13 protein-coding genes, 4 tRNA genes and 1 other RNA gene are annotated in these 14906 nt (G+C 54.4%); 17 read left to right on the forward strand and 1 reads right to left on the reverse strand.

The window, feature by feature from the left end; translation table 11 throughout:
• Positions 1 to 47: 47 nt before the first annotated feature.
• From JK621_RS02855 to chbG, 3 genes are all read left to right on the forward strand, one after another.
• Positions 48 to 1433 carry a glycoside hydrolase family 1 protein gene (locus JK621_RS02855; RefSeq protein ID WP_212558567.1) on the forward strand — a complete coding sequence of 462 codons (1386 nt, stop codon included), beginning with the start codon at positions 48 to 50 and terminating at the stop codon, positions 1431 to 1433.
• Between the two features lie 13 nt (positions 1434 to 1446).
• Positions 1447 to 2295, forward strand: a complete 849-nt coding sequence (gene chbR / locus JK621_RS02860) for a transcriptional regulator ChbR (protein WP_212558568.1) — start codon at positions 1447 to 1449, stop codon at positions 2293 to 2295.
• A gap of 153 nt (positions 2296 to 2448) precedes the next feature.
• A complete protein-coding gene (gene chbG / locus JK621_RS02865) occupies positions 2449 to 3210 on the forward strand; it encodes a chitin disaccharide deacetylase (protein WP_212558569.1) in 762 nt (253 codons plus the stop codon).
• 32 nt (positions 3211 to 3242) lie between these two features.
• On the opposite strand, the gene JK621_RS02870 is transcribed toward chbG, so the two are convergent.
• A complete protein-coding gene (locus tag JK621_RS02870) occupies positions 3243 to 4628 on the reverse strand; it encodes an MFS transporter (RefSeq protein ID WP_212558570.1) in 1386 nt (461 codons plus the stop codon).
• 249 nt (positions 4629 to 4877) lie between these two features.
• On the opposite strand from JK621_RS02870, the gene pncC reads away from it, so the two are divergent.
• The 14 genes from pncC to luxS all read left to right on the forward strand — a co-directional run bounded on the left by pncC (position 4878) and on the right by luxS (position 14846).
• The gene (gene pncC / locus JK621_RS02875) at positions 4878 to 5366 is read left to right on the forward strand and encodes a nicotinamide-nucleotide amidase (RefSeq protein WP_212558571.1); all 489 of its coding nucleotides are present in this window, start codon (positions 4878 to 4880) and stop codon (positions 5364 to 5366) included.
• A 112-nt stretch (positions 5367 to 5478) separates the two neighbouring features.
• On the forward strand, positions 5479 to 6543 hold the full coding sequence (gene recA, locus JK621_RS02880) for a recombinase RecA (RefSeq protein ID WP_126480368.1): 1065 nt from the start codon (positions 5479 to 5481) through the stop codon (positions 6541 to 6543).
• A gap of 65 nt (positions 6544 to 6608) precedes the next feature.
• Positions 6609 to 7121, forward strand: coding sequence for a recombination regulator RecX (gene recX, locus JK621_RS02885; protein ID WP_212558572.1), 513 nt, complete (start codon positions 6609 to 6611; stop codon positions 7119 to 7121).
• Between the two features lie 132 nt (positions 7122 to 7253).
• Positions 7254 to 9881 (forward strand): alanine--tRNA ligase, encoded by a 2628-nt coding sequence (gene alaS / locus JK621_RS02890; RefSeq protein ID WP_212558573.1) that lies wholly within the window; start codon positions 7254 to 7256, stop codon positions 9879 to 9881.
• 252 nt (positions 9882 to 10133) lie between these two features.
• The gene (gene csrA / locus JK621_RS02895; protein ID WP_004950328.1) at positions 10134 to 10319 is read left to right on the forward strand and encodes a carbon storage regulator CsrA; all 186 of its coding nucleotides are present in this window, start codon (positions 10134 to 10136) and stop codon (positions 10317 to 10319) included.
• Between the two features lie 311 nt (positions 10320 to 10630).
• Positions 10631 to 10723, forward strand: a tRNA-Ser gene (locus tag JK621_RS02900).
• Positions 10724 to 10726: 3 nt separating this feature from the next.
• Positions 10727 to 10803: transfer RNA gene (locus JK621_RS02905), tRNA-Arg, on the forward strand.
• A 197-nt stretch (positions 10804 to 11000) separates the two neighbouring features.
• Positions 11001 to 11077 (forward strand) — tRNA-Arg (locus JK621_RS02910).
• A gap of 50 nt (positions 11078 to 11127) precedes the next feature.
• Positions 11128 to 11204 (forward strand) — tRNA-Arg (locus JK621_RS02915).
• A 28-nt stretch (positions 11205 to 11232) separates the two neighbouring features.
• Positions 11233 to 11352, forward strand: a non-coding RNA gene (locus JK621_RS02920) — RtT sRNA.
• A 175-nt stretch (positions 11353 to 11527) separates the two neighbouring features.
• Complete coding sequence (yqaB, locus tag JK621_RS02925) at positions 11528 to 12094, forward strand: fructose-1-phosphate/6-phosphogluconate phosphatase (protein WP_212558574.1); 567 nt, start codon at positions 11528 to 11530, stop codon at positions 12092 to 12094.
• On the forward strand, positions 12091 to 12519 hold the full coding sequence (locus JK621_RS02930) for a YqaA family protein (RefSeq protein ID WP_126480378.1): 429 nt from the start codon (positions 12091 to 12093) through the stop codon (positions 12517 to 12519). Before yqaB ends, JK621_RS02930 begins: the two co-directional genes overlap by 4 nt.
• Before the next feature lie 82 nt (positions 12520 to 12601).
• Positions 12602 to 14164, forward strand: coding sequence for a glutamate--cysteine ligase (gene gshA, locus JK621_RS02935; RefSeq protein WP_212558575.1), 1563 nt, complete (start codon positions 12602 to 12604; stop codon positions 14162 to 14164).
• Between the two features lie 166 nt (positions 14165 to 14330).
• The gene (luxS, locus tag JK621_RS02940; RefSeq protein ID WP_004950350.1) at positions 14331 to 14846 is read left to right on the forward strand and encodes an S-ribosylhomocysteine lyase; all 516 of its coding nucleotides are present in this window, start codon (positions 14331 to 14333) and stop codon (positions 14844 to 14846) included.
• Positions 14847 to 14906 lie beyond the last annotated feature (60 nt).

Below are 14906 nucleotides of genomic sequence, written 5' to 3' on the forward strand. Positions count from 1 at the left end.
TGTCGGAATGGGGCAGCGCCTGCTGCCCCGGTTTTAGGGGCGTTTGGATGAAATATCACTTTGCTGACGATTTCTGGTGGGGAAGCGCCACGTCTGCGCCGCAGTCTGAAGGGGCTTCTGCGCGGGATGGCAAAAGCCGCAACATCTTCGATTACTGGCATGAAATCGCCCCCGAACGTTTTCATCATCAGGTTGGCCCCGCTGACGCGTCCACGTTTTATGACAATTTCCGCGACGATATCCTGCTGTTAAAAACGCTCGGGCATAACACCTTCAGAACGTCCATCTCCTGGTCCCGGTTGATCCCGCAGGGCGATGGCGAAGTGAACCCTAAAGCGGTCGCCTTCTATAATGCGCTGATTGATAGCCTGTTAGCGCAAGGCATCACGCCATTTATCAATCTCTACCATTTCGATATGCCGCTGTGCATGCAGCAGAAAGGCGGCTGGGAAAGCAGGGCGGTGGTCGAAGCCTATGCTCGCTACGCCAAGACTTGCTTCACCCTGTTCGGCGACAGAGTCACCCACTGGTTCACGTTCAATGAGCCGATTGTGCCGGTTGAAGCGGGCTATCTGAACGACCTGCACTATCCGTGCGTGGTCGATTTCAAAAGGGCCGTCGTGGTGGCTTACCACAGCGTTCTGGCGCACGCCAAAGCGGTGAGTCATTTCAGGGCGCTGGGCAACGAGGGCACGATAGGCATTATTTTGAACCTGAGCCCGACCTATCCCCGGTCGACCCGCCAGGAAGACCTCGTGGCGGCCAACTATGCGGATCTGTTGCTGAACAAGAGTTTCCTCGATCCAGTGACAAAAGGGCGTTATCCGCAAGAATTGGTGGATTTGCTGAAAGCCAACGGATTGCAACCTCAGACCGAGCCCGAGGATGCACAGCTGATTGCCGACGGGGTTGTGGATATCCTGGGCGTCAATTATTACCAGCCTCGCAGGGTTAAAGCGAAAGAAGGCTTCCGGGCCACCGATAGGGTGACGATGCCGGAAGATCTGTTCAGCTACTATGAGATGCCGGGCCGAAAGATTAACCCGCACCGGGGCTGGGAGATCTACGAAAAAGGGCTGTATGACATTCTGATGGATCTGAAGGAAAACTACGGCAATATTCCCTGCTATATTTCAGAAAATGGCATGGGTGTAGAGGGGGAGGGAGCGTTTATCGGCGCTTCCGGCCGGGTGGAGGATGACTATCGCATCGACTTTATACGCGATCATCTCAAATGGCTGCATCAGGCGCTGGCAGAGGGGTCTCAGTGCAAAGGGTATCATTTATGGACCTTTATTGACTGTTGGTCCTGGCTCAATGCCTATAAGAATCGCTACGGGCTGGTCAGACTGGATCGGGAAAGCCAACGGCGCACGCTTAAAAAGAGTGGCTACTGGTTTGCCGAAACGGCCAGACAAAACGGTTTCGACTAATGGGAGCGGCGCGGTGACTGATAATCAGGTTTCGCTGAATGCGAACGACGTTAAGCTGATTCGGGAGCAGGATTTTTTTAACTGCAAAGACTTTCATCTGTTTATCTATAACAAGGTGGAGAGCGCGACCGGGCTGCATCAGCATGACTACTATGAGTTCACCATCGTCCTGAGCGGTAAATGCTATCAGGAGATCAACGGCAAGCGGGTGCTGCTGGAGCGGGGAGACTTTGTTTTTATCCCTATTGGCTCACGCCACCAGAGCTTTTATGAGTTTGGTGCCGCGAAAATTTTCAACGTGGCGGTCGGCAAGGTCTTCTTTGAGGAGCACTACCTGCAGCTTCTGCCGCGCTGTTTTGTCGCCTCGCAGGCCTATAGCCTGAAGAGCGAGTTTTTGGCCTATATCGAGTCGGTGGTCGGTTCCCCGCAGTTTCGCGAAGATGACTTTGCCGAATTCCTGGAAACGCTGACTTTTTATATCGTCAGCCGCATCCGTCATTACAAGGAAGAGAGCGGCGAAGGGGATGATATTCCCCAATGGCTGAAGAACACGCTGGCGGGCATGCATGATAAAGCGATGTTTGGCGAAAAGGCGCTACTGAATATGGTAGAGCTGTCGGGGAAAACGCAGGAATACCTGACCCGGGCGATGCGGCGCTACTACCATAAAACGCCGATGCAGGTGATTAATGAAATCCGCGTCAACTTCGCCAAAACGCAGCTTGAGGTGACGAACTATTCCGTGTCGGACATCGCCTTCGATTCAGGTTACGGCGACGTGAGTTTGTTTATTAAAAACTTCAAAAGACTCACCGAAGTCACGCCGGGTAATTACCGAAAAAAGTTCTACGGCCCTATTTAGGGCCGCTCCCGATAAGCATTAATGCCGATATTCCGAATACCTTTCAGGCCACTCATAGCCTGATGAAATAAGTTTCTTTGTATACGTGAAGGGGATCTGCCGTACCTGACGGACGGCTTTCCCTTGCCAAAAATTTGTTAAATGGATGCCAAAATGGAAAAGTTACTGATAGTGAACGCCGACGATTTTGGCCTGAGCAAGGGCCAGAACTACGGCATTATCGAGGCGTTTCACTACGGGGTGGTCTCTTCAACTACCGCCATGGTGAATGGCGAGAATGTGTACCATGCGGCGCAGTTAAGCCGGATTTTTCCTGGGTTGCAGGTGGGGCTGCATTTTGTGTTGACTCATGGGCGCCCCTTGACCGCTATGCCGTCATTGGTCAATGAGCAGGGGGGACTGGGTAAGTGGCTGTGGGACAGGGCCGAGTCTGCGATGTTGGATTTGGACGAAATCTACAATGAGCTGGTGGGGCAGTACGACAAGTTTACGGCCGTTTTCGGTAAAGCGCCGACTCATATCGACAGCCACCATCATGCGCATATGCTGCCGCAGATCTATCCGTTGGTGGAAGCCTTCGCTCAGTCCAAATCCATACCACTGCGTATTTGGCGGGAAGAAGTAGAACGACAAGGCATTCAATTACGTTATGACCGCAGCACTGAGTGGTTTGATTCAGGTTTTTATGGCGAGGCCATATCCGAAGCCCTGTTTTTGCAGGTGCTTGAACGGGCCGACGAACGTGGCGCCTGTTCAGTAGAGATGATGTGCCACCCGGCATTCCTGGATAAAACCCTCCTGGAGAGCAAATACTGCTACCCGCGGCTTGCGGAAGTGGATGTTTTAACCGCGCCAGGCATTAAAAACGCGATTGCGGAGCGCGGTTATCGCCTGGGATCCTTCCTGGATCTGTGACGCTCGGATAGTGTGTAAAGAGAGGCCGATGATTAAAGCATCGAATGCGCCTTTTTCAACCCCGTATCCTCATCGGGATCGGCGCCCTGCGGGGTGGATTCCTCCTCTGCCGGCGCTTCGCCGGGGTGAACCTCTACCGGATCCGGTGCCGCCTCCGGAGGCGGCATGGTGTCGTGGATGATCTGCTCATCGAAGGTTGGGTTCAGTGCCGGGGAAAGCGGCGAACTGGTCAGGCTGTCCGGCAGGGGAATATGCGGTAATGGCGCATCCTGCACAAACTGCGATTCGTCTTCTTTTACCGTACGGCTGAAGGCCACCAGCAGCACGCCGCAAAGCGAGAAGAACGCATACAGAATGTTGCCGCCCAGCGGCTGAATCAGCGCACCGACCGCCAGCGGCCCGATACTGGCGCCGACGCCGAACGCCATCAGCAAACAGGCTGCCAGCGATACGCGGCGCTCAGGCTCGATCAGATCGTTCGCCAATGCCACGACCAGCGGATACAGCGTGAATTGCAGCATGCTGACGATAAATCCCACCACCAGCAGCACCGGAAAATCGATGTGTGGCACCAGAGCCAGCGGCAATGCCGCCACGATCAGTAAAATGGCATTGATGCGCATCAACAGCGTACGGTTATAGCGATCTGACAGCCAACTGAGCGGGAACTGCGCCACCAGCCCGGCAAAGATGGAGATCGCCATATACAGGCCGGTTTGTTGGGTAGTTAGTGCCTGCATGCTGGCGTAGACCGGCGCCAGACCATAGAAAGAGCCGACTACCATGCCGATCACCAGCGTGGTCGCCAGGACCTTGGGAATGGCGCCGACAAAATAGCGCAGTTCCATTGGCGCCGGTGACATATGGCGCGCATTGGTACGAGTGGTGAGGGCGATAGGTACCAGACAGAGTGCAAAACACAGCGCGATCAACAGCAACGTGGTGATGCCGAGGTTGGTCTGCAGCATCAGCACCACCTGGCCCAGCGACATGCCCAGGTAGGTGGCCGCCATATAGAAACCGAAAACGATACCGCGCTGATTGGATTCCGACTGGTCGTTCAGCCAACTCTCCAGCACCATAAACTGGCACATCATGCACAGGCCGATAATCAGGCGCAGCACCACCCAGACCGGAATGTATTCCGTCAGGCCGTGCCCCAGCACCGCAGCGGTAATGATGCCGGCGCAGGAGACGTAAGCGCGGATATGGCCGACGCGGGCAATCAGGAAATGACCGACTTTACCGCCGATCACCAGGCCGATGTAGTTGGCGGCAATAATTGCGCCGATCAGCGCGCCGGTTACATGGATTGAGGTTAAACGCAGAGAGATGTAAGTGGTGAGCAACCCTGAACCCAGCAGCATCAGCAGGGTGGTGGTATACAACGGAAAGAAGACGCCTAACGTTTTTTTCACTCTATCATCCTAATCTTTTGTCCTGGTTTGCCTGGGCCGGCCATGCCGGCAGCACAGACGGCCCTGTAAGATCCCTCATCCTGAAACGCCGTTCGTTAACCCGGGCGTTACATTTGATACTAGCAGCTTGACCTGCGGCTTAACACCGTCTCTCCTGCGAGGCACTGCGCATTTCTGTCATCGCGGCGTCGGCCAGGCTTGATAAATGCTACTATCGGGCGCATATACCTGATTCGCTATGGAGGGGTTATGAGTGAAAATCGGTTGCGGGAACTCAGCATTGCTGTAGGGGAAAAACTGAAGGCCAAGGGGCAGTGGATCACCTGTGCGGAATCCTGCACCGGCGGCGGCATCGCCAAAGCCATCACTGACATTGCCGGCAGCTCCGCCTATTTCGATCGCGGGTTCGTCACCTACAGCAACGCGGCGAAACACGATTTGCTGGGCGTGGCGGAATCGACCCTGGCTGCCCACGGTGCCGTGAGCGAGGAAGTGGTGCGCGAGATGGCGCAGGGCGCGTTACATGCGGCGCAGGCTGGTCTGGCGCTGTCGGTCAGCGGCATTGCCGGGCCGGACGGCGGCAGCGCGGAAAAACCGGTGGGTACCGTATGGTTTGGTTTTGCCGAACGCTCCGGACACGTGTTGGCGCGAAAGATGCAATTTGCCGGCGATCGTGATGCGGTGCGGCTTCAGGCGACGATTTTCGCGCTGCAAACCGCACTTGACGAATTTTTGTAAAATTAGGCTTGATACTGTATGACCATACAGTATAATTAGCGACATTTCCTGCACAACATACATTCCGTGGCAGTGTGGGGTAACACCGGCATTGCGAAACGAAGGAGCAAAAATGGCTATTGATGAGAACAAGCAAAAGGCGTTAGCTGCGGCACTGGGCCAGATTGAGAAACAGTTCGGCAAAGGCTCCATCATGCGTCTGGGTGAAGACCGTTCTATGGATGTAGAAACGATCTCTACCGGCTCACTGTCACTCGATATCGCGCTGGGAGCGGGCGGCCTGCCAATGGGCCGTATCGTTGAAATTTATGGCCCGGAATCCTCCGGTAAAACCACTCTGACGCTGCAAGTTATCGCTGCCGCGCAGCGCGAAGGCAAAACCTGTGCCTTCATCGATGCCGAGCACGCGCTGGATCCGATTTACGCCAAAAAACTGGGCGTCGATATCGACAACCTGCTGTGTTCTCAGCCGGACACCGGTGAACAGGCTCTGGAAATCTGTGATGCTTTGACCCGCTCTGGCGCGGTTGATGTGATCATCGTTGACTCCGTAGCGGCGTTGACGCCAAAAGCGGAAATTGAAGGTGAAATCGGTGACTCACACATGGGCCTTGCGGCGCGTATGATGAGCCAGGCGATGCGTAAGCTGGCCGGTAACCTGAAAAACGCCAACACGCTGCTGATCTTCATCAACCAGATCCGTATGAAAATCGGTGTGATGTTCGGTAACCCGGAAACCACTACCGGTGGTAACGCGCTGAAATTCTACGCCTCTGTCCGTCTGGATATCCGCCGTATCGGCGCGGTTAAAGAAGGTGATGAAGTGGTGGGCAGTGAAACCCGCGTTAAAGTGGTGAAAAACAAAATTGCAGCCCCGTTCAAACAGGCCGAGTTCCAAATTCTGTACGGTGAAGGCATCAACAGCCGTGGTGAATTGGTCGATCTGGGCGTTAAGCACAAGATGATCGAGAAGGCCGGCGCCTGGTATAGCTACAACGGCGATAAAATCGGTCAGGGTAAGGCGAATGCCTGCAACTTCCTGAAAGAAAACCCTGCGGTTGCCGCCGAGTTGGACAAAAAACTGCGTGATCTGCTGCTGCACAGCAACGGTGAACTGGTTACTGCCACCAGCGAAGGCTTCGATGATGACGAAGCTGAAACCAGCGAAGAGTTTTAATCGCTGTTGAGGTTGGTGCATGCTATTCAGCATGCACCAACGTCGATTAAATCAGGCTTGAATATATGAATGATTTGCTAAGCCGCGCCATGCGTCTGCTGTCGCAACGCGATCATAGTGAAGCTGAACTGCGCCGCAAACTTGCGGCGCAGCCATTTATGGCGAAAACCAGATTTGGCTCCAAGACCCTTTCCTCCTCTGCCTCTGCACCCTCCCCTGAAGAACCCGTAGATCCCGCCGTTATCGAGCAGGTTATTGCCTATTGCTACCAGCACAACTGGCTGGACGATCAACGCTTTGCGCTCAGCTATATTGGCAGCCGCAGTCGTAAAGGCTATGGCGCGCAGCGTATTCGCTCTGAACTGATGCAAAAGGGTGTGGATAAAGAGCTGACTCAGACGGCGCTGGCGGATTGCGATATCGACTGGTGTGAACAAGCCAAACTGGTGGCGCAGCGGAAATTTGGCGACGAGCTGCCAACGGACTGGAAAGAGAAAGCCAAAGTGCAGCGTTATCTGCTCTATCGCGGCTTCTTTCAGGAAGAAATTCAGTCAATTTACCGTGATTTTGCGCAATGAACGCACACGGGGTTTTACTTCCCTCTGAAGAAAATTTATCTTATCCCCACTTTTTGTTCGTGAGCCAGATGCCATCGTCAGGATGTCGCGCTCTTGCTCACGTGTCGTTATTCTAGCCTTTCCGGGAAAATTATGAGCAAGAGCACCGCTGAGATCCGTCAAGCGTTTCTCGATTTCTTTCATAGTAAAGGCCACCAGGTTGTAGCAAGCAGCTCCCTGGTGCCGAACAATGATCCGACATTGCTGTTTACCAATGCCGGCATGAACCAATTTAAAGATGTTTTCCTGGGGCTGGACAAGCGTGCCTATTCCCGAGCCACTACCTCACAGCGTTGCGTGCGTGCGGGCGGTAAGCATAACGATTTGGAGAACGTAGGTTATACCGCGCGTCACCATACCTTCTTCGAAATGTTGGGCAACTTCAGCTTCGGCGACTATTTCAAACACGATGCCATCAGCTACGCGTGGGAACTGTTGACCGGTGAAAACTGGTTTAACCTGCCGAAAGAAAGGCTGTGGGTGACCGTCTATGAGACCGATGACGAAGCCTTCGACATCTGGCAAAAACAGATTGGCGTGCCGGCAGAACGCATTATCCGTATCGGCGACAATAAGGGCGCGGCCTTCGCGTCCGACAACTTCTGGCAAATGGGCGATACCGGCCCATGCGGCCCGTGCACCGAGATCTTCTACGATCACGGCGATCACATCTGGGGTGGCCCGCCAGGCAGCGCGGAAGAGGACGGCGATCGTTACATCGAGATCTGGAACATCGTTTTCATGCAGTTCAACCGTCAATCCGACGGCACTATGCTGCCACTGCCAAAACCTTCGGTAGATACCGGTATGGGCCTTGAGCGCATTGCCGCGGTGTTGCAGCATGTCAATTCCAACTATGAAATCGACCTGTTCAGCAAGCTGATTAGCGCCGTGGCGAAAGTGACCGGCGCGGTTGATTTGGATAACAAATCCCTGCGTGTTATCGCCGACCATATCCGTTCCTGTGCCTTCCTGGTGTCAGACGGCGTAATGCCGTCAAGCGAAGGCCGCGGCTACGTGCTGCGTCGCATCATTCGTCGCGCTATCCGTCACGGCAACATGCTGGGCGCGAAAGAGAGCTTCTTCTATAAACTGGTTGCGCCGCTGATTGAAGTGATGGGGCCGGCAGCCGACGAACTGAAGCGTCAGCAATCGTTGGTTGAGCAAGTGCTGAAAACCGAAGAAGACCAGTTTGCCCGTACGTTGGAACGTGGCCTGGCGTTGTTGGACGAAGAGCTGGCCAAGCTGCAGGGCGATACCCTGGATGGCGAAGCGGCCTTCCGCCTGTATGACACCTATGGCTTCCCGGTCGATTTGACTGCAGACGTGTGCCGCGAGCGCGGTTTGAAAGTGGATGAAGCCGGCTTCGAACAAGCGATGGAAGCGCAGCGCCGCCGTGCGCGCGAGTCCAGCGGCTTTGGCGCCGACTACAACAGCATGATCCGCGTTGATAGCGCCAGCCAGTTCAGTGGGTATGACCACGAAGAGCAGCAGGCTACAGTGACGGCATTGTTCCGCGACGGCCAGCCGGTGAATGAGATCCACGCTGGCGAAGAGGCTGTGGTGGTGCTGGATGAAACGCCATTCTACGGTGAATCCGGTGGCCAGGTTGGCGATAAAGGCGTGCTGAAAGCCGCTGGCGCTGATTTTGTGGTTAGCGATACTCAGAAATATGGTCAGGCCATCGGACATCAGGGCAAGTTGTCCCATGGTGTGCTGAAGGTGAAGGATCGCGTCGATGCGCAGATTGATATCGCCCGCCGTAATCGCATTCGTCTGAATCACTCCGCTACTCACCTGCTGCATGCCGCATTGCGTCAGACTCTGGGCGATCACGTAGCGCAGAAAGGCTCGTTGGTTAACGATAAATATCTGCGTTTCGACTTCTCGCATTTTGAAGCGATGAAGCCGGAGCAAATTCGCGTAGTGGAAGATTTGGTTAACCAGCAGGTGCGTCGCAACCTGCCGGTGCAAACCGACGTGATGGCGCTGGATGATGCCAAAGAGAAGGGCGCGATGGCGCTGTTTGGTGAGAAGTACGACGACAGCGTACGTGTACTGACCATGGGCGACTTCTCTACCGAACTGTGTGGCGGTACTCACGCCAGCCGTACCGGTGATATCGGCCTGTTCCGCATTCTGACCGAGTCAGGTACCGCAGCGGGTATTCGCCGTATTGAGGCGGTAACCGGCGAGGGCGCTATTGCTACCCTTCATCAGCAAAATGATCTGTTACAGGACGTTGCGCACCTGGTTAAAGGCGACAGTAACAACCTGACGGACAAGGTCCGTGCGGTGCTGGATCGCACCCGCGCACTGGAGAAAGAGCTGCAGCAACTGAAAGATCAGCAGGCGGCACAGGAAAGCGCTTCGTTGTCCAGCCAGGCAAAAATGGTCAATGGCGTGCAGCTGTTGGTCAGCCAGCTTGATAACGTTGAGGCGAAAATGCTGCGGACCATGGTTGACGATCTGAAAAATCAGCTGGGTTCTGCAATTATCGTGCTGGCCACTACGGCTGACGATAAGGTTAGCCTGATTGCCGGCGTGACCAAAGATTTGACCGACCGGGTGAAAGCCGGCGAGTTGATCGGTCAGGTAGCGCAGCAGGTTGGCGGCAAAGGGGGTGGGCGCCCCGATATGGCGCAGGCTGGGGGCACCGACGTCAGTGCTCTGCCGGCGGCATTAAACAGCGTAGAGGCCTGGGTGGCTTCGAAACTGTGAATATAAATAAATAGCACTTATAAACGCCATAACTCATTGCTGATTATGGCGTTTTTAGCCTGTGCTAACACAATTTAGTTACAATTCCGGGAACAAAGTTTTTCAGGTCGGCTAAACTTATTATTATCTGAGGTGAGACCAAGCCTGCTTACACTTATTGTGGGTTACATGGCTTACGTTTTCGCAGCATATGATGGATAATGACGGGGAAACTGAGAGACCCGACTCTTTTAATCTTTCAAGGAGCAAAGAATGTTAATTCTGACTCGTCGAGTTGGTGAAACCCTCATGATTGGCGATGAGGTCACGGTCACAGTATTAGGGGTCAAGGGCAACCAGGTTCGTATTGGTGTGAATGCTCCTAAAGAGGTGTCAGTGCACCGCGAAGAAATCTATCAGCGCATTCAGGCAGAGAAGTCTCAACAGACGACCTTCTGATTTCGAAGCAGCGTCTCGTTGCTTAGCGAGACGCTACTGAGCTTTTTTGTGCCCATCATTACCCTTTCCCGCTTTCCTCCTTACTCATTTCTTGCTTGCAGCCCTTCGCTTTGTTTGTAGTTTTACCCTAGTTGCCTGTTGATAAAACACTCTTTTTGCCGCGAAATCGCCCACGTTGAGCGTGAATTGCGCAAATGAACGTGAGTTGGGAAAAATTGTTTGACTTAAAAGTCGGAGAAAGTAATATGTGCGCCACGCAGTGCCGATGAGCTTCTCCAAAGCAAGTTAGGCACAATTCGAAAGAAGCGTATGGTGAGGTGGCCGAGAGGCTGAAGGCGCTCCCCTGCTAAGGGAGTATGCGGTCAAAAGCTGCATCCGGGGTTCGAATCCCCGCCTCACCGCCATTTGCATCCATAGCTCAGCTGGATAGAGTACTCGGCTACGAACCGAGCGGTCGGAGGTTCGAATCCTCCTGGATGCACCATATTTTCCTCATGTGTCGCGAAGCGAAAGTTTCAGACATATGACGAGCAAGAAAGTGCTCGAAGGAGGATAACATTGCTTCAGCAATGGCCCGTAGGGCGAGGCGCTAGCGCCGAGTAATCCTCCTGGATGCACCATATTTTGCAGTATGGTGGGGTAGTAACAACGTACCATACGGTATCAAAAAAGAATTCCTGTGCATCCATAGCTCAGCTGGATAGAGTACTCGGCTACGAACCGAGCGGTCGGAGGTTCGAATCCTCCTGGATGCACCATTCTTTCTGTCTAACTTGTTTCTTCAAGCAGACAAACCAAAAATAGTAATGCATCCATAGCTCAGCTGGATAGAGTACTCGGCTACGAACCGAGCGGTCGGAGGTTCGAATCCTCCTGGATGCACCATCTAAGAAAAACCCGCTTCGGCGGGTTTTTCGCTTTTCCGACCGCGAGGAGAGCGGTTGGAGGTTCGAGCCGAGCGCAGCGAGACAACGTTGCTTCAGCAACGGCCCGTAGGGAGAGGCGTAGCCGAATCATCCTCCTGGATGCACCATCTAAGAAAAACCCGCTTCGGCGGGTTTTTCGCTTTCTGGCCTTGGCAGGATACGTTTCGCACTTCTCTTTTTACCGGGCCTTTCTCAGAGCACATTCCGCCATTACGCGATCAGCGACAACCTTCCGGCTTTACGCTAAAGTAGTTTTCTTTCCTCAACGATCATGGAGTAACGATGTACGACCGCTATCAGGGTCTGATCTTCGACATGGACGGCACCATTCTTGATACCGAGCCGACGCACCGTAAAGCGTGGCACGAGGTGCTGGCCCGTTACGGTATGACGTTTGATGAAGCGGCCATGGTGGCGTTGAACGGTTCTCCGAGCTGGCGCATTGCCCAGTCGATTATTACCCGCCATCAGGCCGATCTCGATCCCCATCAATTGGCAGCGGAGAAAACCCGTGCGGTGGAAGCGATGCTGCTGGATAGCGTGCGCCCTCTGCCGCTGATTGAGGTAGTCAAAGCCTATCACGGCCGCCGCCCAATGGCGGTAGGCACCGGCAGCGAACATCGCATGGCGGAGTCTTTGCTGCGCCATTTGGGCCTGCTCCACTGTTTTGATGCGATCGTGGGTGCCGATGACGTACTGCGGCACAAGCCGGAACCCGATACTTTCCTGCGTTGCGCCGAGCTGATTGGCGTGCCGCCGGAAAAATGCGTGGTATTTGAAGACGCGGATTTCGGTATTCAGGCGGCGAAACGCGCCAATATGGCTGTCGTAGACGTCCGCACGCTTTGAGTAGTACGCTGGCGGTCATGTCGCTATTCGGCAGCAGCTTCCTCAGTGCGACGCTGTTGCCGGGAAATTCAGAGATTGTTTTGGTCGCCTTGCTGACCAACAGCCGCGTCTCACCGGAGTTGCTGGTGTTGGCCGCGACGTTGGGGAATACGCTTGGCGGGCTGACCAATGTCATTATCGGGCGCTTGTTACCGGCGTTGAAACCACAGCGGGGGCTGGAGACGGCGCTCGGGTGGATGCAACGCTTCGGCCCGGCTGCGCTGTTGCTCAGCTGGGTGCCGGTAGTGGGCGATTTGTTGTGCGTGTTGGCAGGTTGGCTGCGCATGCCCTGGGGCCCTGTAGCGCTGTTTCTGTGTATCGGAAAGGCGCTGCGTTACATCATTTTGACTATGATAACGTTACAGGGAATGGCCTGGTGGCATTAACGAAGTGAATATAACTCAATATTCACTCGGGTGCAGATTCAGTATGCTTACGGGTTATTGTTTTTAGAAGCGGGAGGTCAATTTGATCCCGGACGTATCACAGGCGCTTTCTTGGTTGGAAGCCCACCCCCATGCATTAAAAGGTATTCGTCGTGGCATAGAGCGTGAAACGCTGCGTGTCACTGCGGACGGAAAACTGGCGACAACCGGACATCCGGAGAAGTTGGGGGCGGCATTAACGCACCACTGGATTACCACAGACTTTGCCGAGGCGCTGTTAGAGTTTATTACGCCGGTTGACGATAACCTCGATCACCTGCTGACGTTCCTGCGTGATATCCATCGTCACGTGGCGCGCAATCTGGGTGATGAACGCATGTGGCCGCTCAGCATGCCGTGCTTTATTGAAGCCGAGCAGGACATTGAGCTGGCGCAGTTCGGCTCGTCGAATATTGGCCGCATGAAAACGCTGTACCGCGAAGGATTGAAAAATCGCTACGGTGCGCTGATGCAGACCATTTCCGGCGTGCATTACAATTTCTCGCTGCCGCTGGAGTTCTGGCAGGCATGGGCCGGCGTTAAAGACGCAGAAAGCGGCAAAGAGCAGATTTCTGCGGGCTACTTCCGCCTGATCCGCAATTACTACCGTTTTGGCTGGGTGATTCCGTATTTGTTCGGCGCGTCACCGGCGATCTGTTCCTCGTTCCTGAAAGGGCGTGAAACCGCATTGCCGTTCGAGCGTACCGAGCAGGGTACGTGCTATCTGCCGTATGCCACTTCGCTGCGGTTGAGCGACCTGGGTTACACCAATAAATCTCAGAGCAATCTGGGCATTACCTTCAACGATCTGCAGAGTTATGTCGCCGGTCTGAAGCGGGCGATTGTCACGCCTTCTGAAGAGTTCGCCGAATTGGGTGTAAAGGACGGCGATCGTTACCTGCAATTGAACAGTAACGTGCTGCAGATTGAAAATGAACTGTATGCGCCGATCCGGCCGAAGCGCGTGACCAAAAGCGGTGAGACGCCGTCAGATGCGCTGCTGCGTGGCGGTATCGAATACATCGAAGTGCGTTCGCTGGACATCAACCCGTTCTCGCCAATCGGCGTGGATGCGGTGCAGGCACGTTTCCTGGACCTGTTCCTGGTGTGGTGTGTGTTGGCCGATGCGCCAGAGATGAACAGTGATGAACTGCTGTGCACGCGCAAGAACTGGAACCGTGTGATCCTCGAAGGACGCAAGCCTGGCCAGACCATCGGCATGGGCTGCGATGACAGCCGTGAGCCGCTGGAGAAAGTCGGTAAGGCGCTGTTTGACGATCTGCGACGCGTGGCGGAGGTACTGGATAGCGAAGCCGGCGATCGGCAGTACCAGCAAGTTTGCGATGAGCTGGTTGCGGCGTTTGACGATCCGGAACTGACGTTCTCTGCTCGTATCCTGAAAGCGATGAAGGAAGAGGGAACCGGCCGCGTGGGCCTGCAATTGGCCGAGCAGTACCGTCAGATGCTGATGGAAGAGCCGTTGGAAATTCTGACCGAAGCCGATCTGGCGAAGGAACAGGAAGCCTCATGGCAGCGTCAACGCAACATAGAAGCCAGCGATACGCTAAGCTTTGAAGAGTTCCTGAAGCAACACGGCGGGGGCTGAAAAAGAAAAAGGCCACATCAATGTGGCCAAATATGCATCTCTGATGACAGGGATGATGATAACAAATGCGCGTCTTTCATATACTCAGACTCGCTGGGTTGGAAAAGGTTTCCTGGTTAGTTAAAAAAGTTTCGAAATAAATACTCTTTCACGAGGAGGTAACGAAATGCCACTGCTGGATAGCTTCACCGTAGACCATACCCGCATGGCAGCCCCGGCTGTCCGCGTCGCGAAAACCATGAAAACTCCTCATGGCGATACCATCACCGTGTTCGATCTGCGCTTCTGTCGGCCGAACCTGGAAGTGATGCCGGAACGCGGCATTCATACGCTGGAACACCTGTTTGCCGGCTTTATGCGTGATCATCTGAATGGTCAGGGCGTTGAGATTATCGATATCTCCCCGATGGGATGCCGCACCGGTTTCTACATGAGCCTGATTGGCGTGCCGGAAGAGCAGCGTGTCGCCGATGCGTGGAAAGCGGCGATGTCCGACGTGCTGAAAGTGACTGACCAGCGCAAAATTCCTGAGCTGAATGAGTTCCAGTGCGGGACTTATCACATGCACTCTTTGGAAGAAGCGCAGGAAATCGCCAAGCACATTCTCGATCACGACGTGGTAGTAAACCACAACGAAGAGCTGGCGCTGCCGAAAGAAAAGCTGCAGGAACTGCACATCTAGTTTACCGCCTGGCTACAGCGATAAAAAAAGACGCGAGGTTCGCGTCTTTTTTCTTTCTGG

The sequence above is a fragment of the Serratia plymuthica genome, assembly GCF_018336935.1.
Classification (GTDB): Bacteria; Pseudomonadota; Gammaproteobacteria; order Enterobacterales; family Enterobacteriaceae; genus Serratia; species Serratia plymuthica_B.

Excerpts from the sequence above, each read along its gene's own strand:
- JK621_RS02855 (WP_212558567.1), top strand. The coding sequence starts at position 48 with ATGAAATATCACTTTGCTGACGATTTCTGGTGGGGAAGCGCCACGTCT.
- chbG (WP_212558569.1), top strand. The coding sequence starts at position 2,449 with ATGGAAAAGTTACTGATAGTGAACGCCGACGATTTTGGCCTGAGCAAG.
- pncC (WP_212558571.1), top strand. The coding sequence starts at position 4,878 with ATGAGTGAAAATCGGTTGCGGGAACTCAGCATTGCTGTAGGGGAAAAA.
- recA (WP_126480368.1), top strand. The coding sequence starts at position 5,479 with ATGGCTATTGATGAGAACAAGCAAAAGGCGTTAGCTGCGGCACTGGGC.
- recX (WP_212558572.1), top strand. The coding sequence starts at position 6,609 with ATGAATGATTTGCTAAGCCGCGCCATGCGTCTGCTGTCGCAACGCGAT.
- alaS (WP_212558573.1), top strand. The coding sequence starts at position 7,254 with ATGAGCAAGAGCACCGCTGAGATCCGTCAAGCGTTTCTCGATTTCTTT.
- csrA (WP_004950328.1), top strand. The coding sequence starts at position 10,134 with ATGTTAATTCTGACTCGTCGAGTTGGTGAAACCCTCATGATTGGCGAT.
- yqaB (WP_212558574.1), top strand. The coding sequence starts at position 11,528 with ATGTACGACCGCTATCAGGGTCTGATCTTCGACATGGACGGCACCATT.
- luxS (WP_004950350.1), top strand. The coding sequence starts at position 14,331 with ATGCCACTGCTGGATAGCTTCACCGTAGACCATACCCGCATGGCAGCC.